This is a genomic window from Cupriavidus sp. LA-1 (genome assembly GCF_055385985.1).
The window spans coordinates 1,952,561-1,974,412 of record NZ_AP031388.1 but is presented as its reverse complement, the minus strand read 5'-3'; the positions used below and the strand labels follow the sequence as shown (position 1 = coordinate 1,974,412).

Annotated in this window: 19 protein-coding genes; 2 read left to right on the top strand and 17 right to left on the bottom strand. The window is 66.6% G+C overall.

Annotation, left to right across the window (positions count from 1 at the left end; genetic code table 11):
• Window positions 1-76 precede the first annotated feature (76 nt).
• The 4 genes from ACZ5MJ_RS28080 to ACZ5MJ_RS28065 all read right to left on the bottom strand — a co-directional run bounded on the left by ACZ5MJ_RS28080 (window position 77) and on the right by ACZ5MJ_RS28065 (window position 3,075).
• Window positions 77-946 (bottom strand): DUF2950 domain-containing protein, encoded by an 870-nt coding sequence (locus tag ACZ5MJ_RS28080; RefSeq protein WP_464224214.1) that lies wholly within the window; start codon window positions 944-946, stop codon window positions 77-79.
• 3 nt (window positions 947-949) lie between these two features.
• Entirely contained in the window at window positions 950-2,284 is a 1,335-nt protein-coding gene (locus ACZ5MJ_RS28075; RefSeq protein ID WP_464224213.1) for a DUF3300 domain-containing protein, read from the bottom strand.
• A gap of 54 nt (window positions 2,285-2,338) precedes the next feature.
• Complete coding sequence (locus ACZ5MJ_RS28070) at window positions 2,339-2,716, bottom strand: hypothetical protein (protein ID WP_464224212.1); 378 nt, start codon at window positions 2,714-2,716, stop codon at window positions 2,339-2,341.
• A 68-nt stretch (window positions 2,717-2,784) separates the two neighbouring features.
• Window positions 2,785-3,075 carry a transposase gene (locus tag ACZ5MJ_RS28065; protein ID WP_464224211.1) on the bottom strand — a complete coding sequence of 97 codons (291 nt, stop codon included), beginning with the start codon at window positions 3,073-3,075 and terminating at the stop codon, window positions 2,785-2,787.
• 633 nt (window positions 3,076-3,708) lie between these two features.
• On the opposite strand from ACZ5MJ_RS28065, the gene ACZ5MJ_RS28060 reads away from it, so the two are divergent.
• A complete protein-coding gene (locus ACZ5MJ_RS28060) occupies window positions 3,709-4,668 on the top strand; it encodes a LysR substrate-binding domain-containing protein (RefSeq protein ID WP_464224210.1) in 960 nt (319 codons plus the stop codon).
• Window positions 4,669-5,077: 409 nt separating this feature from the next.
• Entirely contained in the window at window positions 5,078-5,743 is a 666-nt protein-coding gene (locus ACZ5MJ_RS28055) for a response regulator (protein WP_464224209.1), read from the top strand.
• 14 nt (window positions 5,744-5,757) lie between these two features.
• Here ACZ5MJ_RS28055 and ACZ5MJ_RS28050 read toward each other — a convergent pair whose 3' ends face one another.
• The 13 genes from ACZ5MJ_RS28050 to araD all read right to left on the bottom strand — a co-directional run bounded on the left by ACZ5MJ_RS28050 (window position 5,758) and on the right by araD (window position 21,807).
• Window positions 5,758-6,219: a MarR family winged helix-turn-helix transcriptional regulator gene (locus tag ACZ5MJ_RS28050; protein WP_464224208.1), complete on the bottom strand. Its 462-nt coding sequence runs from the start codon at window positions 6,217-6,219 to the stop codon at window positions 5,758-5,760.
• Window positions 6,220-6,253: 34 nt separating this feature from the next.
• Complete coding sequence (locus tag ACZ5MJ_RS28045; protein ID WP_464224207.1) at window positions 6,254-7,849, bottom strand: MFS transporter; 1,596 nt, start codon at window positions 7,847-7,849, stop codon at window positions 6,254-6,256.
• Window positions 7,850-8,493: 644 nt separating this feature from the next.
• Window positions 8,494-9,876 carry an amino acid permease gene (locus ACZ5MJ_RS28040; RefSeq protein WP_464224206.1) on the bottom strand — a complete coding sequence of 461 codons (1,383 nt, stop codon included), beginning with the start codon at window positions 9,874-9,876 and terminating at the stop codon, window positions 8,494-8,496.
• 85 nt (window positions 9,877-9,961) lie between these two features.
• Window positions 9,962-11,518 (bottom strand): histidine ammonia-lyase, encoded by a 1,557-nt coding sequence (gene hutH / locus ACZ5MJ_RS28035; RefSeq protein WP_464224205.1) that lies wholly within the window; start codon window positions 11,516-11,518, stop codon window positions 9,962-9,964.
• A 14-nt stretch (window positions 11,519-11,532) separates the two neighbouring features.
• Entirely contained in the window at window positions 11,533-13,212 is a 1,680-nt protein-coding gene (hutU, locus tag ACZ5MJ_RS28030) for a urocanate hydratase (RefSeq protein ID WP_464224204.1), read from the bottom strand.
• Between the two features lie 197 nt (window positions 13,213-13,409).
• Window positions 13,410-14,165, bottom strand: a complete 756-nt coding sequence (gene hutC, locus ACZ5MJ_RS28025) for a histidine utilization repressor (protein ID WP_464224202.1) — start codon at window positions 14,163-14,165, stop codon at window positions 13,410-13,412.
• Window positions 14,166-14,639: 474 nt separating this feature from the next.
• Window positions 14,640-14,957: a calcium-binding protein gene (locus ACZ5MJ_RS28020; protein WP_464224201.1), complete on the bottom strand. Its 318-nt coding sequence runs from the start codon at window positions 14,955-14,957 to the stop codon at window positions 14,640-14,642.
• Window positions 14,958-15,205: 248 nt separating this feature from the next.
• On the bottom strand, window positions 15,206-16,144 hold the full coding sequence (locus tag ACZ5MJ_RS28015; protein WP_464224200.1) for a 2-hydroxyacid dehydrogenase: 939 nt from the start codon (window positions 16,142-16,144) through the stop codon (window positions 15,206-15,208).
• Between the two features lie 34 nt (window positions 16,145-16,178).
• Window positions 16,179-17,180 carry a tripartite tricarboxylate transporter substrate binding protein gene (locus tag ACZ5MJ_RS28010; RefSeq protein ID WP_464224199.1) on the bottom strand — a complete coding sequence of 334 codons (1,002 nt, stop codon included), beginning with the start codon at window positions 17,178-17,180 and terminating at the stop codon, window positions 16,179-16,181.
• Window positions 17,181-17,199: 19 nt separating this feature from the next.
• Complete coding sequence (locus ACZ5MJ_RS28005; RefSeq protein ID WP_464224198.1) at window positions 17,200-18,213, bottom strand: tripartite tricarboxylate transporter substrate binding protein; 1,014 nt, start codon at window positions 18,211-18,213, stop codon at window positions 17,200-17,202.
• 39 nt (window positions 18,214-18,252) lie between these two features.
• A complete protein-coding gene (locus ACZ5MJ_RS28000) occupies window positions 18,253-19,254 on the bottom strand; it encodes a Bug family tripartite tricarboxylate transporter substrate binding protein (RefSeq protein WP_464224196.1) in 1,002 nt (333 codons plus the stop codon).
• A 69-nt stretch (window positions 19,255-19,323) separates the two neighbouring features.
• A complete protein-coding gene (locus tag ACZ5MJ_RS27995) occupies window positions 19,324-20,043 on the bottom strand; it encodes a ribonuclease activity regulator RraA (RefSeq protein ID WP_464224195.1) in 720 nt (239 codons plus the stop codon).
• A 24-nt stretch (window positions 20,044-20,067) separates the two neighbouring features.
• Complete coding sequence (araD, locus tag ACZ5MJ_RS27990; RefSeq protein ID WP_464224194.1) at window positions 20,068-21,807, bottom strand: L-arabinonate dehydratase; 1,740 nt, start codon at window positions 21,805-21,807, stop codon at window positions 20,068-20,070.
• Window positions 21,808-21,852: the final 45 nt, after the last annotated feature.

The window sequence follows — 21,852 nt, the reverse complement described above, 5'->3', positions numbered from 1 at the left end:
GCAGCGCACCAGCCTGCTCGCCCTGCCTCTTTCGCCAGGTCTGCAACGGCGCCGGCCTGGACCGCCAGCCGGAAGGTCAGCGATCAGCCACCTGCTTCCAGCCGTCCGGCGAGAAGCTGCGTACGGCCCTGGCGCGCGCTGCCGTGCCGGGCCCGAGGTCGCGCTCATAGAACACGCGGTCGCTGCCGAGCATGAAGGTGTGCACACCGGTATCGCCATAGCGGGCGGGCCACGCAATCAGGCCGTATTTGGCGTCACTGCCCTTGCCCGGCGGCAGGATCCGGTAGTGGTAGCCGTAGAAGGCATCCGCGGCAGGCGTATCGGGGCCCATGGCCAGCGCATCCGGGCCGGCCGGACTGGCGTCCTGCTCGCTGGCGGCGGGCCAGTACAGCCCGTTGGTCTTGCCCGTCGAACTGATCAGCCGGTCGGCGTAGCGCCCCTGCCCGACCTGGTCCGCGTAGCGCTGCTGGGCATCGGCCAGCAGCAGCAGCGTTTCCATTGTCACCAGTTCATTGCGCCCGAGACGGCGGTGGCGCACTTCCTGCTGGCCGGCCTGCAGGTCGAACTGCCATCCGTCCTTTTGCCTGGCCAGCGGCACCGGGAAGGTCCATCCCCTCTCCCCAACCGCGATCAGCGCGCGGCGCTCGCCATCGGGCTGCACGGCATGGTGGTGCGCCCAGGCGCCGAGAAATGCATAGATATCGTCCTGGTCGATGGTGCCCTGCGGTACCAGCGACTGGTATTGCTTGCCCAGCACCCGCTGCAGCGCGTCGCCGTCGCTGCGTGCAATGGCATCGCCCAGCGCCTCGGCGGCCGCGTCGGGACTCGGAAACACCTGCTGGGCCATTGCCGGCAGCCCCAGCGACAGGACCGCGGCGGCCAACAGTGCGCGCACCGCGGTGGCGGAAAAAGCGGCAGAGAAGGGATTACCCGTCATGCGCATCATGATTTACCTCCGACCATGGCCGAAATGTTCACCGCCGCCAAGCCGGCCACCACCACCACCACCACCACCCAGCCCGCCACCCTGGCTGAACCCGGCCGGGTGCGCTTGCGGCGCTTCCCGCTGCGACAACCCTGCGCGCCGGGTCTGCTGGCGCACGCGCTCGCCGTTGCCGGCATCGCGCAGCGCGCTGTCGCGGTTGGCGTTGTGGGCACGGTCGCGTGCCGCGGCCTGGTCCGCGCGCTGGCGGTCAGCGCCGGCCGGCCGCGGGGTCTGCACACCACCGCCGGCAGCACCCGGCCGCGAGCGCTCCGCCGCCCCGCCCGCATGGCCCGGTATGGCTTGCCCGGTGCGGCCTTCGAACGACTGGGCCGCGCGCTCGCGCGCCTGGTCCCGCTGGGAAGGCTGACGCTGCACTCCGCCGGCGCCACCCACGCGCAGCCCCGGCTGTGCACCCGCCTGGCGGCTGGCCAGACCGGCCTGGCGCTGCTGGTCGTAGCGCCCGCGCACCGCCGCATTGTTGTAGGGCACGTTGCCGCGGTGGGCAGGATTGTGCTGCCAGTTCACGTTGGCGCGGTTGACGTCCAGGCGCTGGTTGACATTGATGTTGTTGTAGCGGTTCACATTGATGTTGACGTCGTGGTCGTGCCAGTTGAACCCGCCCCACATCGCATCGACCGCCGCCACGCCCAGGCCGAAGCCGATGCCCGTTACCACCGCGGTGGCAAACGCCGAGCCCGGCGGCGGCGGGTAATAGGCCGGCGGATAGGCCGGGTACGCCCAGGTACCGTAGACCACGGTCGGGTTGTAGGTCGGCACGTACACCACCTGCGGGTTGGCCGGCTCGATCTGCACGACGGTGGTGCCGCCGACGCTCTGCGTGACAACCTTCTGCTGCCCGGTCGTCTTCAGCGTGCCCGCGTTGTGCGCCTGCACGCGCAAGCGCTGCACCGAATCCATGACGTCGTTTGGCTGGGCCAGGAAGGCGTCGCCGATCGACTGCACCCACTGCGGCTGGCGTCCCATCATGTCGAGCACTGAAGGAAATGCCGCCAGCGACTGCACGCTGGGATCCCAGGACTGGCCGGCCACCGCCTTGGTCGCGGCATCGCCAGACAGGCCGGGATTGGCCCTGGACCACTGCGCCGCCGCGGCGACGTCAGCCGGATAGGTGGCCGCCATCAGCACCTGCGACAGCAGCGCATCCGGATACAGCGCGACCGGCGCGGTAAGTTGGTCAAGCTGCGCATTGCTCAGCCTGGATTGCGCCAGCGCTGGCCCCAGGGGCGCCATCAGCATCAGTGTCAGGCACCATGCGACGAGATGTTTGAAACGATGCATGTTGACGCTCCACAAGTACGCAAGGGTCGGCACTGCTGCCCCGGGGCGCGATCCTCAGCGGCGCTCCTGCGCGCACTGCTGGCGATACGCTTCCTCCAGGCGCTTGCGATCCGCCTGGCGCTCCAGCGTCGGGTAGGAGCGCCCGTCAGCGGTGGTGACCGACGATTTGCCGGTGGACCACTGCGCATCGCCGGGCAGTGCGTTGATCTGGTCCAGCAACGACTGGCAGTGCTGCCGCTGCGACGCGGACAGCGTGCCGTCAGGTCCTTCCACGACACCCGTGGCCTCGTCCAGCATCCGCGGCGGCGGCGGGGCCACCATCGGTGTGCCGGCCGCTGCCGAGGCCGCGGCCGCATTGCCGGCTGCCCACAACGGGGCCGCCACCATGGCGGCGCACCCCAGCATGCCCGCCTTGATCAGAAATTTCGTCAATCCAATACTCCAGAGCCGTCCGCGCGCATCCAACCGGCGCCGCGGCGTGTTGCAGGAACCGTCCGCCGCTAGCGATCCTTGCCACTGCCATTGCGGCGGCCGGTACGGTTGCGCATCAACTCAAGCTTGAGCAGCGCGTCCGCAAGCATACTCTTCAGCCTGGCATTCTCTTCCTGCAACTCGCGCAGCTTGCGCCCGTCACGCGCATCGCCGTGGCTGGGCTGGCCATAGCGGACGCGCCATCCGTAGAACGATGCATCGCTGAAGCCATAGCGCGCGCACAGCTCGCGCACCGGCACGCCGCTGGCCGCTTCGGCCAGGTAGCCGCGGATCTGTTCTTCCGAATACCGTCTGTTCACGAATCTCTCCGCTTGCCAACGGCAGGCCACAAAGCGGCAGGCCACAAGCGGCGCACAGCCGCGCCGCACCCGCGCCGACTCTGGGCGTACGTTAGCCCAGGGCCGCCGCAAAAGGCAATTCAGTGTCTTCGGTGCGCGAGTTAAGAAAATTATCTCGGCGTGCATTGCGGCGGCACCGGGCACGACTTGCCAAATTTTGCTATGCCAATTTGGACTCTGCCTGGACTGATTGCCGTCGCATTTCACCCAGGTGGGGGATGCCGGGCGCTCACCAACACATGCCGGGGACGTCAGGACTTACCTGGATACCGCGATTTCAAGCCGTGTACGGGAATCAATACAGATCTGAAAAAAAAATAAATTGGAAATCTGTCATCAATTCAAGCTTCTATGACTTTTCTTTAGCTTGTATTAGGATGCCTCGGCATTACTAAATTTCGCACGCCTTCGCAAGGCGGCCCTCGCGGCTCCGGCAGAAGCGTGTCCCGGCAGCCCGCACCAGCCAAGTCCCAGTTCAGAACCGGGGCACTCCAATGCGTCATCGCGCCCCCTGCGTGCCTCTTCTGACGCGCTGCTGTACGTATCGGACAAACAATAAAAAAGAAACAGAGTCATGAATCGGGAGAAGTCGGAATGCGTCACGTCAGCACGAAGTTGTTGCATGTCTTTGTCCTCATCATGGAGTACCGCGACCTGAGTGCCGTCGCAGCCTGCACCAAGGGACGCGTGCCCACGGTGGCCTACAGCCTCGCGCGCTTGCGCGAGATCACCGGCGACCAGCTCTTCGTCAAGCGCAATGGCATGCTCGAACCCACGCCGCACGCGCTGCGCCTCGAGCAGACGGCGCGCCAGATCCTGGCCAAGTGGCACCAGCTGGTGCGCCCCGGCGAGCCGGGCCCGAGCAAGCGGCGCGACGGCGGCAGGCGCGTCTCCATCGGCTTTTCCTCGTCGATCGGCGATCCGGTCATCACCGGGATCCTGACTGCGCTGTGCGAGCAGTTTCCGCAGGACAGCTTTGTCACGCGGCCCGTCATCGCCGACGCGGCGCTTGCCAGCCATCTCGGCACCGGCGACCTCGACTGCGCCTTTGTCGTCGACAGCGGACATGATCCCGAGCACGTGCGCCAGCAAAACATCATGGCCACGCCGCGCCGGCTGGTGAGCGCCGCGCGCGCGGGCAGCCATGATGAAGGCGAGAGCGACTGGATCCTGCTGCAGGAAGACAACGAAGCCGGCAGCCCGCTGCGAGCCTTCCTGAGCCGTCTGGCCAGCACGCCCGGCCATCGCGAGACCGTGGTGCCGTCATGGCATACGCAGATCACGCTGCTGCACTCTGCCGGCGGCATTTGCCCGGTGCTGGATTTCAACGTGCCGCTGGCCACGCGCGAGCGCAAGACCCGCCTGCTGGCACCATCGAGCAGCTTCCCGGAATGGGCCGCCTTGCATTTCTGGTCCCCGGAGCGCAGCCGCGACCAGGGCGTACTGCGCGAAATCATGGAGGTCGGCAGCGCCGTGCTGCGCGATCCGCTCAAGGCCATCGACGGCCGCCGCAACGAGCGATCCGCGGCACCGGCTCAGCCCGCTGCTGCCTGACGCAGACGGACCTGGATGGCGCGAGAGCGCCGGCAGCCGGATGGCGCCAGCGCTCTCTTCACAGGTCTCTCGCACAGGCCTGTCGACGCAGGCCCGCGTCGCTTATCACAATTTTGAGACATATTTTCGAGCGGCAAGACCGCGCTACACTCGCGCGCGCTGGCCTCCGCCACGGTGGCGCTTTGCGAATCTTCCTAGTTTCGTCCGACAGCGCAGCCGATATCCTGCGATGGCATTGCCGCAATCCGGCCGTCTCCCGTTTGGCCCGGACCGGCGGCCATGCATGCAGTTGTCTGGCGTCGTATTGTCTGGCGTCGTTTTTGCGCCGCACGTCTTGCTGACGTGCGGCGTTTTCTTGACGTTCTCCTGATGCCGGCGCTGCCACGAACACGAATCGAGGAGCAACCAGATGGCATTGAGGATCCTGCTTGCCGATGACCACCCCCTGGTCTCGGCGGCCGTCGCGGACCGCTTGCACACACAGACCGGCTGGGAAGTCTGTGGCAGCGTCACCAGCGCCACAGCCTTGCTCAACGGCATCGACAGCCTGCGCCCCGATGTCGTGATCACCGACTACCACATGCCGGCGCACGGTGAAGGCAACAGCGACGGGCTGCGCCTGCTCTCCAGCCTGCGGCGCCGCCATCCGTCGCTCGCCGTGATCGTGCTGACGATGATCACCAATCCGCTGGTGCTGCGCTCCATCCTCGACACCCAAGTGCACGGCCTGGTACTGAAGGATGCGCCGCTGTCCGAACTGGTCACCATGGTCTGCCGCATCCAGCGCGGCTTCCACTACATCGGCAAATCGGCGATGGAGGTGCTGTCGCAGGCCGACCCGGGCAGCCCGATCGCGCCAGGTCAGGCCAGCGCCGAGCGCCTGTCGCGGCGCGAAATGGAAGTCTTGCGGCTTTACCTGACCGGACGGTCCGTCAGCGAGATCGCGATCCAGCTATGCCGCAGCGTCAAGACCATCAGCCGGCAAAAGAACTGCGCAATGCAGAAGCTCGGCGTCACCAACGACCGCGAGCTGTTCGAGTTTGCCGCGCTCAACGGCATGCTGCTGGGCGGCTGATTGCAATCACCGCCTCAGGCAACGTCGGCCTCCTGCGCCGCGCGGGCCTGCGCGTGCGCGATACCGGCCTCCAGCCGTGCCAGGCCGCGTGACAGCTCCCGCATGGTCGACGGCGACACCTCGGACAGCACGTCCTCGAGAAACGACGAGCGCAGCGGCATGGCGCGCGCCACCACCTCCTGGCCGGTCCGCGACAGCGTGACGTGGGTCACGCGATTGTCGCGCTCGGAAGTGCTGCGCTCCACCCAGCCCAGCTCCTGCATGGTCTTGAGCTGGCGCGTCAGCGCGCCGGGATCCATGCCGACATGGTCGGCCAGCGCCTTCTGGGCGATGGCGCCCTCCTGGTGATGCAGGGCGTGCAGGATGCGCCAGCGTGGCAAGGGCAGTCCCATGCGCTGTTCGAACGCCGCCGCATAGGCGCGGTAGGTCCGGCCGAACTGCTGCAATACGGCCACGCTTTGTCGCTCCAGTTCCATCCGTTCTCCTCAGTATGGGTTGCAGGCCGGCAGGTCAGTCCGCGGCCATCGCGGGCGCCGGCGCCCGCGTCAGCTTGATCGACGGCACCTGGCGGGCGCACCAGAAGCCCAGCGCGGCAGCTGCCGCGGCCACCACCAGGCCGAGATGGATGGAGCTGACCAGCGACACGCGTGCCTGCTCCAGCAACAGTGCGCCATTGTGCCCGGCCTGATCAAGCTGGCCCAGCAGCGCGACTTGCGCAGCCTTGTCGATCAGCACCTGCGGGTCCGCCATGCGCGCCGCCCATTGGCCGGCATTGGCCGCGGACAGCGCATGTTCCACGCCGCCGGTGTAGCTGCGTGTCACCAGCGTGCCCACGACCGCCGTGCCGACCATGCCGCCGACCATGCGCAGCGACTGCAGCATCGCCGTGGCGATGCCCAGGTGCTCGCGCCCCGCGGTCTGCTGCGCGAACACCGTCAGGTTCGGCATGATGAAGCCGAGGCCAAGGCCGCCCACCAGCATGATCGCCATCAACACGCCGTGCGGCATGCTCCGGGTCGCCTGCGACAGCCCCAGGCAGGACAGCGCCAACATGCCGAAGCCGGCGTAAAGCATGGAGTTCGGGTGGCGGATACGGGTAATGACGCGGCCATTGAGAATGCTGCCCACGGTGATGCAGACCACCAGCGGCGTGATCAGCACGCCCGCGTCCTTCGGCGAATAGCCGAAGCCGCCCTGGAACAGCAGCGGCGCGTACAGCAACAGCGCGAACATGGTGAAGCCCGCGAACACCGAGAGCCGGAACAACGGTGCCAGCCCCGGGTTGCGGAACATCTCCACCGGCAGGATCGGGTTGGCACAGCGCCGCTCCCAGTGCCACAGTGCCACCAGCGCCGCCAACGCCAACGCCAGCAACCCGGCGGTATAGGCATCGAAGCCGCGCTCCGGCAACAGTTCCACGCTCATCTGCAAGCCGCCCAGCCCCGCGCCGATCAGCAAGGCGCCGAGCCAGTCCACGCGGATCGGTCCGCTGTGGGCCTGCTGGCGCAGATGCGGCAGGTAGCGCCAGGCGAACCACAGGCCCAGCACGCCGACCGGCAGGTTGACATAGAACACCGCGCGCCAGCCGTACCACTCTGTCAGCAGGCCTCCCAGCGACGGCCCCACCGCGTTGGCGATGCCGAACGACGCGCTCAGCATCACCTGCCAGCGCAGCCGCACGTGTGAATCCGGAAAGAGGTCGGCAATGCAGGCGAAGGCCGTACCGACCAGCATGCCGCCGCCAACGCCTTGCAGCGCGCGCGCCAGCACCAGGATCGGCATGCTCGGCGCCATGCCGCACAGCGCCGAAGCCACCGAGAACACCACGATCGACGCCAGCACGAACGGCTTGCGCCCGTAGTAGTCCCCCAGCCGCCCGAATACCGGCACCGTAATCACCGACGCCAGCAGATAGGCCGTGGCGACCCACGCGTAGTATTCGAAACCCTGCAACTCCGCCACCACGGTCGGCAACGCCGTGCCGACCACGGTCTGGTCCAGCGCCACCAGCATCACCACGAAGGCAATGCCCAGCATGGCCTTCAGGGATTCGCGAAAGGGCAGGACCTGGCCGGCGGGCGGAGCGCTATGTGGCTCGGATGTCATTTTATTGCTCGGTCAATCGTTGTGTAGTCAAGAATTATAGGACAAGATGGGGGGGCCTTGCCTGCGGCAAGGCTGATCAGAAGAAACCAAGTCTGTCGGGTGAAAACAAAGTCTGTCGGAACCGGGGTCTTGCCCTCCATATACCGTACAGGGCAGAGGGCGGGGCAAGTCGCAACTGCTGCAAACATTGAGCCGCGTGGCGTTACCGAGAATCGCCTGAATGCAGCCGTAGCCAGGATACGAGCCGGTAGTTGGAGTTCGGCCGGGATTGACAACGCCACCCCGGCACTTCCAGCGTCCGAGAATGGCCGCGTGCGGCCGAGGAACTGCTGGCCGATTAGACGGGCGACACTGTGGAGATGTCGGGGATCAAAGGGGTGCTACGCCCAGCTACCCCCAGCCACCTTAATCGCGCCCCATTCAGGATTGGGGATCTGATTATCCGATACGCCGACAAGGATGACTTGCAAACCAAGATCTGGGGACATGATGCCGGCTACGGAATAACCGACGCGACGCGGGAACAAGCATGTGTGACGAAAAGCCACCGCGTGTCCCCGCGCTCGCCAGTGTCGCCGCGCCCCTGCCAGATTGCTTCCGTAGCCGCAGCTTATGTAAGCACAGTCATGCGCAGCGAACCCGCTTCACGATGCCCGCGTTTCCCCGGCGAGAAGCCCGTCTGTCCTGGGTTTTGCCCGAAGGTGCCATGCAATCGACAACAGCACGACCCAACCCGCGCCGACATACAACGCCACGCGCGTGTCCTCGACATAACCAAGCACGCCGATCACGAACAACATGAAGGCGATGGCGAGTGCCGGCCCGACCGGCCACAGCGGCACCTTGAACTTGAGGGCACGGACTTCCTCGGCCGACAGGCGACGCCGCATGGCGACCTGCGACAGCAGGATCATGAGCCAGACCCACACGGTCGCGAAGGTCGCGATCGATGCGATGATCACGAACACCTGCTCGGGAATCAGGTAGTTCAGCACCACGCCGCCGAGCAATGCGGCAGCCATCGCCAGCACCGTCACCCAGGGCACGCCGTGACGCGAGGTGGTGGCGAAGAGGCGCGGCGCCTGGCCCTGCTCCGCCATGCCGTACATCATGCGGCCGGCGCCGAAGATATTGCTGTTGATCGCCGAGATGGCCGCGGAGATGACGATCAAGTTGAGCACTGCCGCCGCCGACTTGATACCGAGCCCGGAGAAGATCTGGACGAACGGGCTGCCCTGGCCGCCGATGCCGGTCCACGGGAAGATTGCCATCAGCACGGCCATCGTCAGCACGTAGAACAGCAGAATGCGTGCCGGCACGGCGTTGATCGCCCGCGGAATCACCGTTTCGGGATTCTTGGCTTCACCGCCGGTGATGCCGATGATCTCGATGCCGCCATACGCAAACATCACCACGGCCAGTGACGCGACCAGCCCTCCGACACCGTGCGGCAGGAATCCGCCATGTGCCCACAGGTTGGTCAGCCCGGGAGAGTGTTCGCCGTTCATCTTGACGCCGAGGAACAGGATCAGGGTGCCGCCGACGATCATCGCGCCGATGGCGAGAATCTTCACCAGCGCGAGCCAGAACTCCAACTCCCCGAATACCTTCACGTTGCACAGGTTCAAGCCGCAAATCAGCATGACAATGCCGAGCACCCATATCCACTGCGGAACCTCGGGAAACCAGAAGCCCATGTAGATACCGAATGCGGTCACGTCCGCCAGGCAGACGATGATCATTTCGAGAATGTAGGTCCAGCCGGTGAGAAAGCCCGCGAGCGGCCCGAGGTACTCGCTTGCGTACCGTCCGAAAGAGCCGGATACCGGCTCGCGAACCGCCATTTCGCCGAGCGCGCGCATGACCATGTAGACCGCCGCGCCGCCCAGGATATAGGCCAGGATGACGGCCGGGCCAGCCAGCTGGATGGCAGATGCCGAGCCGTAGAACAGGCCCGTGCCAATGGCCGAGCCGAGCGCGAGGAAGCGGATATGCCGCGCGCCCAGATTGCGTTGCAGGTTTTTCAAGCTGTCTCCAGAAGGATGTCGAGATGGGGACCGATGGCCGATGGCGCGCGGATCTTCGCCCGCTTTGCGCCAGCGCGAGCGCTCGTTACGCGCTCGGCAGGATGCCCGCAGGCAGCAGCGCCGTGAGGTGACGGTCCGCGATCAGTGCGCTGGCGCTTTCGATGTCCGGTGCAAAGAAGCGATCCTTGTCGTAGAACGGCACCGACTGACGCAGCAGCCCGCGCGCGTGCTCGAGCGCTTCGGTGGTCTTCCCGCCCTCGCGGAAGTCGAGGCCCTGGCAGGCCGCCAGCCATTCGATCGCGACGATGCCCTTCACGTTGCTGGCCATCTCCCAGAGACGCTTGCCAGCGTTGGGCGCCATGGACACGTGGTCTTCCTGGTTCGCGGAGGTCGGCAGGCTGTCGACGCTGGCCGGATGCGCGAGCGCCTTGTTGTCCGACGCCAGCGCGGCGGCCGTGACCTGCGCGATCATGAAGCCGGAGTTGACACCGCCGTTGGCGACGAGGAACGGCGGCAACTGCGACATGTGCTGGTCCATCATCAGCGAGACACGCCGCTCGCTCAGCGAACCGATCTCGGCCAGTGCCAGCGCGAGGTTGTCCGCGGCCATTGCCACCGGTTCCGCGTGGAAATTGCCGCCCGAGATGATGTCGCCTTCCTCCGCAAACACCAGCGGGTTGTCGGAAACCGAGTTCGCCTCGACGGCAAGGACGTCCGCCGCATTGCGGATCTGCGTCAGGCAGGCACCCATGACCTGCGGCTGGCAGCGCAGCGAATAGGGGTCCTGCACCTTTTCGCAGTTCGCATGCGACTGACCGATCTGGCTGTCCGGCCCCAGCAGGTGACGATAGACCGCCGCAGCGTCGATCTGACCACGCTGGCCGCGCGCCGCGTGAACGCGCGGATCGAACGGCGCACGCGAGCCGAGCGTCGCCTCGACGGTCAGCGCCCCGCAGACACTCGCTGCCGCATACAGGTCTTCCGCCTGGAACAGGCCCTGGAGAGCGTAGGCGGTGGACACCTGCGTGCCATTGAGCAGCGCCAGGCCTTCCTTGGCCGCGAGCGTGAGCGGCTGCAGACCGGCCACGGCCAGCGCTTCATGTGCGGATAGCCATTCGCCGCGATGGCGTGCCTGGCCTTCGCCCAGCAGCAGCAACGACATGTGGGCCAGCGGCGCCAGGTCGCCCGAGGCACCGACCGATCCCTTCAGCGGAATCTGCGGGTACACCTCGGCGTTCACGAGTGCGATCAACGCGTTGATGACCTTGCGACGGATGCCGGACAGGCCCCGCGCCAGGCTGTTGATCTTGAGCACCATGATCAGGCGCACCAGGGCGTCATCGATCGGCGCGCCAACGCCGGCCGCATGCGAGAGCACCAGCGAGCGCTGCAGGCTCTCCAGGTCCTCGCGCGCAATGCGCGTCTGTGCCAGCAGGCCGAAGCCGGTGTTGATGCCGTAGGCCGTGCGGCCCTCGGCGATGATGCTCTCGACGCACGCCACGCTGCGGTCGATGGCCGCGAAGGCGCGCTCGTCGAGCGTGATCCTGACGGGATGCTGATGGACGGCGCGCAATTGCGCGAGCGTGAGCTCACCGGGTTGCAGGTGCAGGGCGATGGCTGACTGGTTACCTTGATACGACATGTTCAGATTCGAATTTACTTGGAGGTGCCGAGCATCGGCAGGTTCAGACCGTTTTCGCGAGCGCAATCGATGGCAATCTCATAGCCCGCATCGGCGTGGCGCATCACGCCGGTCGCCGGGTCATTGTTCAGGACGCGGGCGATGCGGGCAGCCGCTGCGTCGGTGCCATCGCAAACGATCACCACGCCCGAATGCTGCGAGAAGCCCATGCCCACGCCGCCGCCATGGTGCAGCGACACCCAGGTGGCGCCGCTGGCGGTGTTCAGCAGCGCATTGAGCAGCGGCCAGTCCGACACTGCATCCGAGCCGTCCTGCATGGCCTCGGTCTCGCGGTTGGGGCTCGACACCGAGCCCGAATCCAGGTGGTCGCGGCCGATCACGACCGGTGCCGACAGCTCGCCGCTGCGCACCATCTCGTTGAAGGCCAGGCCCAGCCTGGCGCGCAGGCCCAGGCCCACCCAGCAGATCCGCGCCGGCAGGCCCTGGAAGCTGATGCGCTCGCGCGCCATGTCGAGCCAGCGGTGCAGGTGCTCGTCATCCGGGATCAGTTCCTTGACCTTGGCGTCGGTCTTGTAGATGTCCTGCGGGTCGCCGGACAGCGCGGCCCAGCGGAACGGACCGATGCCGCGGCAGAACAGCGGGCGGATGTAGGCCGGCACGAAGCCCGGGAAGTCGAAGGCGTTCGCCACGCCCTCCTCCTTGGCCATCTGGCGGATGTTGTTGCCGTAGTCGAAAGTGGGCACGCCCATCTTCTGGAAAGCCAGCATTGCCTCCACGTGCCTGGCCATCGACTGCTTGGCGGCCTTCACCACCTCGGCCGGCTGCGTCTGCGCGCGTTCGCGGTATTGCTCCCAGGTCCAGCCGAGCGGAAGGTAGCCATTGAGCGGATCATGGGCACTGGTCTGGTCGGTCACCATGTCCGGGCGCACGCCCCGGCGCACGAGTTCCGGCAGGATTTCGGCGGCGTTGCCGCACAGCGCGATGGAGACGGCCTTGCCCTGCTTCGTGTAGGTCTCGATGCGGGCCAGGGCGTCATCCAGGTCCCTGGCCTGTTCGTCGACATAGCGGGTGCGCAGGCGGAAGTCGATACGGCTTTGCTGGCATTCGATGTTCAGCGAGCAGGCGCCGGCCAGGGTTGCGGCCAGCGGCTGGGCACCGCCCATGCCGCCCAGGCCCGCGGTCAGCACCCAGCGACCGGCCAGCTTGCCGTCATAGTGCTGGCGGCCAGCCTCGACAAAGGTCTCATAGGTACCCTGGACGATCCCCTGGCTGCCGATATAGATCCAGGAGCCGGCCGTCATCTGGCCGTACATCGCCAGGCCCTTTGCATCCAGCTCGTTGAAGTGCTCCCAGCTGGCCCAGTGCGGGACCAGGTTCGAGTTCGCGATCAGAACGCGCGGCGCGTCCGCGTGCGTCTTGAACACACCCACCGGCTTGCCCGATTGCACCAGCAAGGTCTCGTCGTCGCCGAGCGTCTCCAGCGTCTCGACAATCTTGTCGTAGCACTCCCAATTGCGCGCGGCGCGGCCGATACCGCCATAGACCACCAGTTCCTTGGGGTTCTCCGCCACGTCGGGGTCGAGATTGTTCATCAGCATGCGCAGTGGCGCTTCGGTCAGCCAGCTCTTTGCCTGTAGCTGGTTGCCGCGCCGCGCACGAATCTCTACGTCACGGTATCGATTGGGGGTGCTCACGGTTGTTCCTATCCACGGTTTGTTCACGACAACGATGACGCCGCGGCGCCATCCGATGGGGTTGTACAGTATTGTATATACAAGTAGATTTATACTGGGGTTTACCCGATTTCCGGACGGTTAGGCGTGACGCGGAGGGAGTGGAAGTGGGCCTTGCCGCACAGCCAGTGCGCGGCAAGGCAGTGGGGATGGAAGCGTCAGGCGTCCGGGCCGAACCGCCCTTCGAGGCGGTGACGCGAACCCGGGTGAAGCAGGCGGGCAAACGTCACGACGCGCTTGCCCGACCACGTGCGGCGCCGAATCAGCAGGCACGGTTCGGTGCGCGGGACCTGCAGGAGTTTCGCCTCATCGGCGGTGGCAACGACGGCCTCGACCACATGCTCGCCCGCGGTCAGCGGTGCGAGGCTTTGCAGGTAGGCATTCGGCGTGTCGGTGCTGAAATCCTGCTTCAGGTATTCGGGGGCCAGTCCGGGATTGACGTAACGGTCCTCGATCTGCACCGGTACGTTGTCCTGAAAGTGGACGATGATGGAATGGAAGATCTTCTCGCCTTCGCGCAAATCCATCGCCACCGCGCGCTCAGGGCCGGCGGACTCTTCTCGCAGCAATATCACCTCGGAACGATGGCGATGCCCGCGCTCCGCGATTTCGTCCGCAATATTGTTGACCTCGAGCAGCGATGACTGCATCTTCGGTTCCGCTACGAACGTACCGACGCCCTGCATGCGCACGAGCCGGCCTTCGGCCGTGAGTTCACGCAGCGCGCGATTGATCGTCATCCGGCTGGCCCCGAACTGTTCGACCAGTTCGTTTTCGGATGGCACCCGATGATGCGCGGGCCACGCGCCCGTATCGATCTGCCGGGTAATGATCTGCTTCAGGCGCAAATAGAGCGGCATCGGCGCGTCCTCGGCACTGCTGTCCATGGTCAGCTCAGGCGTTTGGCGCGGCATTCTGAGGGTTCTCCAACTCCGTGCAATGAAAATCGCGATGCATTTACCGGATCGCGTACCTATACATGATTAGACAATCCGCTGCATTATCGCAAATGTTGCGGCACAGGCACTCGCCCACAGTGAACATCGTCCTTGCTGCTGGCGCGAGAACTTCCCCCGCGAAGCGAATCGCCGACATAGACGGGAACGCTCGGGAACATCGAAATATCGCAGCCCGTGCCATGCCTGCGCATGGCGCCATTGCAACGCCTGGTCAGGATTGGCTTCGGGAGGGCTTTCGCGGAAATAGGAAGCTGCGGGGGACCTATCGAACCGACAGTACGCGCTATGTCGGCATACCAGGCTCGATAGCACGGTGCGCTACCGTGGCATTGAGGTAGACAACACACTTGAGATTGCAGAGCAAACCCAGGCGCAATGACGACAGGGCCGGCAAGCCGTCGCTTGCCGGCCCTGCTACCGCCGTTCGCGCTAGTTCAGCGATCCGGGATCATTCGCCGTGCGCTTTTGTTTCGCCTTGGCAGCGAAGTAGGCGCCGATCTGTCTCTGGGTCACGTAGCCCTTCTTCCTGGCATCGATCTTGTCGAAGTTCTTGGCGACTTCGGGCATGCCAGCCTCCGCCTCCTGACGGGTCAGCTTGCCGTCGCCATCTGTATCAGCCTGCTTGAACTTCGCGGCAAACGCGGCTTTGGCCTCCTGGGCGTTCTTCGGTGGGGAGGTCTGTTGCGCCAGTGCCGGAACGGACACGGCAATCGCCGCCAGGAATAGCCAGGTCATTCTGTATTGCATGTTGGTCTCCCATCTTATGGATGCACTACGGGGAAGAGGCGGTAAGGCTCACGGCAAATCACGTACGACTGAGCATCGACAAAAAGGCGTGATGGCGGCTCATGGTGCGCAGCATCCCATGGTCAGCCCCCCATGACTGTATTGCAGCCCTCCGCACAATCCGTAGTGAAAATTTCCGGCGGCGATGTGAAATCTTTCGTATGACGGCCGGCTGTCGCACCGGCTGCTTCGGCGGCCCGCCCCCCGTCTCAGAGCGCCGACTTCCGCACAGCCCCCGTCTCAAAGAACGCCTGCAGGTTCTCGAACACCAGTTCCGCCATCGCCTGCCGCGTCTCATGCGTTGCGCTGGCGATATGCGGCAGCAGCACGACGTTGTCCAGCCCGAACAGGGCTTCGGGCACGTTCGGCTCGTCTTCAAAGACATCCAACCCGGCCCCGGCGATGCGCCGCTGCACCAGGGCCTGGACGAGCGCGGCTTCGTCGACCACCGTGCCGCGTGCGATATTGATCAGGAACCCTTCCGGCCCCAACGCGTCGAGGATCGCCGCTGACACCATGTGGCGGGTCGACGGCCCGCCCGCCGTCGCGATCACGAGGTAGTCGGCCCAGCGCGCCAGCGCTTCCAGCGAGGGCTCATACGCATAGGGCGCGTCGTCGGCGCGGTTGCGGCTGTGGTAGCGGACTTCCATGTCGAAGCCCGCCGAGCGGTGCGCAATCACGCGTCCGATGCGGCCCATGCCGATGATGCCGAGCCGCTTGCCGCTGACCCGCGTGGCCAGCGGGAACGGTCCCCGGGGCCAATCCCCGCGCCGCACGAAGCGGTCGGCCGCGCTGATCCGGCGCGACACATCCAGCAGCAGCGCAAAGGCGGTATCGGCGACGCAGTCGTTGAGCACGTCCGGGGTGTAGCCCACGGCGATGCCGCGGCGGCGGGCGGTATCGAGGTCGAGCTTGTCCAGGCCCACGCCGAAGCTGGAGATCACGCGCAGCGCCGGCAAGGCATCCAGCAGCGCGGCGTCGGCGCCAATGGCGGCGCGGGTGGTCAGGGCGACAAACTCGCTGCCATGGCGGGCCAGGAAGCCGGCGGGGTCGGTCTCGGTCCAGAACGGGTGGACGTCATAGTGCTCGGCAAGACGCGCTTCGGTGGCTTCAGGCAGGCGGCCGTGCTGCAGCAGGCGAGGTTTCATGCGGATGCATCCTTGCAGAAGAGCGCGGGCGGTGTCAGTCAGCCCGCAGTTTGTTATCGGTGATGACCTTGGCGTAGCGCTTGCGATCGGTGGCGATCAGTTCGCTGAACTGCTGCGGGGTGCTGCCAACCGGGATCGCGCCCTGCTCCACCAGTTGCTGGCGTACCTCGGGCATGGCCACCACCTGTCTGACGCCCGCGGCGATCTTGTCGACGATCTCCTGCGGCGTGCCGGCCGGCGCAAGCAGGCCGACCCACGAGCCGGAGTCGGCACCGCTGATGCCGGCCTGCGCCAGCGTGGGCACAGCGGGCAAAGCCGGCGAGCGCACCTTGCCGGTCACCGCCAGCGCGCGCAGCTTGCCCGCCTTGACGTGGCTGGCCGTCTCCAGCACCGAGGCAAACAGCATGTCGACATTGCCGGCCATCAGGTCGGTCATGGCCGCGCCGCCGCCCTTGTAGGGCACGTGCAGCATGTCGGTGCCGGTCGCGGCCTTGAAGATCTCGCCGGACAGGTGCGGCGAGCCGCCAGTGCCCGAACTGGCAAAGGTCAGCTTGCCGGGCTGCGCCTTGGCCAGTGCCACCAGTTCCTTCGGGTTCTTCGCGGCAAGCCCGGGCGTGACCACCAGCACGAACGGCAGCTCGGCCATCTCGGTCACCGGCACCAGGCGGTTCGGGTCATAGCTCAGCTTGGCGTAGAGCGTCGGATTGATCGACTGCGTGCCGACATTGCCCGCCACCAGCGTGTAGCCATCGGGCCTGGCGCGCGCCGCCAGTTCCAGGCCGACGTTGCCGGCCGCGCCCGGGCGGTTGTCCACCAGCACGGACTGCCCCCACAGCTGCGACAGGCGCTGCGCGACCAGGCGCGTGGCAATGTCGGTGCCGCCGCCAGGCGTAAACGGCAGGATGATCGTGACCGGCCGCGTGGGCCAGCCGGCGCCGGGCTGTGCCTGGGCGGCGGGCGCCAGCAGCGGTGCGGCGGCAAGGCAGAGGGCCAGCAGGGCGCGGCGGCGGCCGCTGGCGGGTTGGCGATTGGACATTGACGGTCTCCGTGTCGCGTCATTCCGGCTGGATGCCGGCGTTCTTGGCCACCTTGGCCCATTTGACCATCTCGGCCTGGATAAAGCCGCTGAACTGCGCGGGGGTGCCGCCGGCGGGTTCAATACCTGCCGCCAGCAGGCGTTCGCGCACATCCGGCGCGGCCAGCGCCTGGTTGATGCCGGCGTTGAGCTTGTCGATCACCGCCTTGGGCGTGCCGGCCGGCGCCAGCACGCCACCCCATGTGCTGGTGTCGTAGCCCGACAGGCCGGCTTCGGCCATGGTGGGCACCTGCGGCGCGATGGCGGCGTGCCTGGTGGTGGTGACCGCCAGCGCCCTGACCTTGCCGGCCTTTACCTGCGGGTTGATCGCGGCCACGGTGTCGAACATCAGCGAAACGCGCCCGCTGGTCAGGTCAGGATGCGCCAGCGTACTGCCCTTGTAGGGCACATGGACCATGTCGATGCCGGCCATGCTCTTGAACAGCTCGCCGGAGAAATGCGGCGCCCCGCCCGACCCGCTCGACGCGAACGAAAGCTGGCCCGGATGGGCCTTGCCATAGGCGATCAGCTCCTTGACCGACTTCACCGGCAGCGACGGCGCGACCACCAGCATCAGCGGCACGACATGGGTGAGCACGACGGGCTCGAAGCTCTTCACCGTATCGAACGGCAGCTTGCGCACCATGCTCGGGTTGATGGCATGGCTGCTGGCAACCAGCGCCAGCGTATAGCCGTCCGGCGCGGCCTTGGCCACCAGGTCGGTGCCGACGATGCCGGTGGCGCCGCTGCGGTTGTCCACCACCACCGGCTGGCCCCAGGCCGTGGTCAGCTTCTGGCCGACCAGGCGCGCCACCAGGTCGATGGCACCGCCGGGCGAGGCCGGCACGACGATGGTGATTGGCTTGCCGGGGTAGGTCGGTGCGGCCTGCGCGCGAGCTCCGCCTGGGGTAAGGGCGATACAAAGCGCGGCCGCGGCAAGGCCGGCGGCCAGCCGGGAGCTTGCCGGCGAGAGGGATTGAAGCGTGCCGTTCATGGTGTCTCCTGCCTGATGGTCTGTCCTGGCCTGCCCCGCTTACTCGACGCGCGCGCCGGACTTCTTCACCAGCGCGGCCCAGCGCGGGATCTCCTTGTCCATCAGCGCCGACAGTTCCGCAGGCGTGCTGCCGACCACCTCCATGCCGAGCTGCTGCGTCAGCCGCTGCTGCACGGCGGGCTGCTTCAGCGCGCGCACGACTTCGGCATTGAGCCGCTGCACCACCTCCTTCGGCGTGCCGCGCGGCGCGTACAGCGCCTGCCACGACACCATCTCGAAGCCGCTGACGCCGGCCTCCGCCATGGTCGGCACCTGCGGCAGCAGCGCCGAGCGCCTGGGCGAGGTCACCGCCAGCGCACGCAGCTTGCCGGCCTTGATCATGGCCTCGCCGGCGGTGAGCTGGTCGAACAGGAACGGCACCAGTCCGGCCGCCACGTCCTGCACCGCCTGCGGGCTGCCCTTGTAGGGCACGTGGGTCATCGGCACGTGGATCAGGTCGGCGAACAGCTCGCCGGCCAGGTGGGTGGACGTGCCCGCGCCGGATGAGGCGAAGCTCAGACCGTTGCGCTGCTTCGCATAGGCGATCAGCTCCTGCACGTTGTTGACCGGCAGCGCCGCATTCACCATCAGCACGTTGGGCACGTAGCCGACCAGCGTCACCGGCTCGAAATCCTTGACCGGGTCGTATGACAGGTTCTTGTACAGGCTGGCGTTGATGGCGTGGGTGCTGATGGTGCCGCCGAAGAGCGTGTAGCCGTCAGCCTTGGCACGCGCCACGTAGCCGGCGCCCACGGCACCGGCCGCGCCGGGGCGGTTTTCCACCACCACCGGCTGGCCGAGGGCGCGCGATACTTCCTGGCCGATGGTGCGGGCCACGATGTCGGTCGAGCCGCCGGCGGCGAACGGGACCACCCAGGTGATCGGGCGCGACGGCCACTTGTCCTGGGCATGGGCCGGCGCGCACGCGGCGCCGATGGCCAGCGCCAGGCCCGCGGCAAGGATGCGGGCCCCGCGGCGCGCGGGGGAAATGCGTGGATGCATGTTGTCTCCTGCCATGGCCGGTCGTGCCGGCCTGTGTTCGTTATCGTTGGCTTGGTGTGGAACAGGACACTAGCGCCCGTTTGCCTTGCGCCAGGCCGCGAAATCCTCGCGGGCCTGCTCGTTCGTGGGGGGATACAGGCCGATGATGGAGCGGCCCTTGTTCACTTCCCCGGTGACGAAATCCTCGAACGCGGTCATCTCCACCGCCTCGGCGGCGATCTCTTCGGCCAGGTGGGCCGGGATGACGATCACGCCCTCGCCGTCGCCGACCACCACGTCGCCGGGAAAGACCGCTACGTCGCCACAGCCGATCGGCACGTTGAATTCCAGCGCCTGGTGCAGCGTCAGGTTGGTCGGCGCCGACGGACGCTGGTGGTAGGCAGGCATCGCCAGCCGCGCAATCTCGGGCGAGTCGCGCAAGCCGCCGTCGGTCACGATGCCCGCGCCGCCGCGCTGCATCAGCCGCGTGACCAGGATCGATCCCGCCGAGGCCGCGCGCGCGTCCTTGCGGCTGTCGATCACCAGCACCGCGCCCGGCGGACATTGCTCGATGGCCTGGCGCTGCGGATGCGCGGGATCCTGGAATACCGTGATGGGGTTGAGGTCCTCGCGCGCCGGGATATAGCGCAGCGTGAAGGCCTCGCCCACCATGTTGCCGTGCTCGGGGTTGAGCGGGTGCACGTCCTGGATGAACTGGTTGCGCAGGCCGCGCTTGAACAACGCGGTGCACAGCGTGGCGGTGCTGACGGTCTTGAGCTGGTCCCGCACGGCGGGGCTGAGTCGGGTCATGATGGTCCTTGGGGCGCAGGCGCGTCAGTAGATGTTCGGCTCGCCCACGGGCGCGCCGAAGTCGGTTTGCAGGAAATCGAAATCGCAGCCGTCGTTGGCTTGCCGGATATGCTGCGAGAACATCCAGCCATAGCCGCGCTCGAAGCGCGCCGGCGGCGGTGTCCATTGCGCGCGGCGGCGCGCCAGTTCTTCGTCGGACACTTCGAGGTGGATGCTGCGCTGCTCGATGTCGACCGAGATCAGGTCGCCGGTGCGCACTAGCGCGAACGGCCCGCCGACATATGATTCCGGCGACACGTGCAGGATGCAGGCGCCGTAGCTGGTGCCGCTCATGCGTGCATCGGACATGCGCAGCATGTCGCGCACGCCCTGCTTCACCAGCTTCTTCGGGATCGGCAGCATGCCCCACTCGGGCATGCCGGGGCCGCCTTGCGGCCCGGCGTTGCGCAGGATCAGGATGTGGTCGGCGGTGACGTCGAGGTCGTCGCGCTCCACCGCTTCCTTCATCGTCGGATAGTCGTCGAAGACCAGCGCGGGACCGGTATGCCTGAAGAACCGTTTCTCGCAGGCGCTGGGCTTGATCACGCAGCCGTCGGGGGCAATATTGCCCTTGAGCACGGCGAGCGCGCCTTCCTGGTAGAGCGCGTTCTCCGGGGTGCGGATGACATCGTCGTTGTAGACCTCGGCCCGGGCGATGGTCTCGCCCAGCGTGCGGCCGGTAACAGTCAGCGCATCCAGGTTCAGGCGGTCGCTGATGCGCTGCATCAGCGCCGGCAGGCCGCCCGCGTAGAAGAAGTCTTCCATCAGGTATTTGTCGCCGCTGGGCCGGATATTGGCGATCACCGGCACGCGCCGGCTGGCGGCGTCGAAGTCTTCCAGCCCGATGTCATGGCCGGCGCGGCGCCCCATCGCGATCACATGGATGATCGCGTTGGTCGAACAGCCCATCGCCATGGCCACCGCGATCGCGTTTTCATACGAAGCGCGCGACTGGATGCGCTGCGGCGCCAGGTCCTCCCACACCATGTCGACGATGCGGCGGCCCGCTTCCGAACACATGCGGATATGGTTGGCATCCGCGGCCGGGATCGACGAGGCGCCGGGCAGCGTCATGCCGACCGCTTCGGCGATGGCGGTCATGGTGCTGGCCGTTCCCATCGTCATGCAGGTGCCGTGGCTGCGCGCGATGCCGCCTTCGATGCCGACCCACTCCGTCTCGCTGATATTGCCGGCCCGGCGTTCGTCCCAGAACTTCCACGCGTCCGAGCCCGAGCCCAGCACCTTGCCCTTGTAGTTGCCGCGCAGCATCGGCCCGGCCGGCACGAAGATCGCCGGCACGCCGGCGCTGGTCGCGCCCATCAGCAGGCCCGGCGTGGTCTTGTCGCAGCCGCCCATCAGCACCGCGCCGTCGATCGGATGCGAGCGGATCAGCTCTTCGGTCTCCATTGCCAGGAAGTTGCGATAGAGCATGGTGGTCGGCTTGACCGAACTTTCCGACAGCGAGATCGCCGGCAATTCGATCGGGAAGCCCCCTGCCTGCAGGATGCCGCGCTTGACGTCGTCGACGCGCTGCCTGAAGTGGGCGTGGCAGGGATTGATATCCGACCACGTGTTGATGATGGCGATGAGCGGCTTGCCCATCCACTCGCCGGGCGCGTAGCCCATCTGCATGATGCGCGACCGGTGTCCGGACGAGCGCAGGTCATCGGGGGCGAACCAGCGCGCGCTGCGCAGCGTGTCCGGCGTCTTCTTGCGTGCCGTCATGTTGTCTCTTCCACCGTGTCGTCATGCCCGCCCGCGATGGCGTGC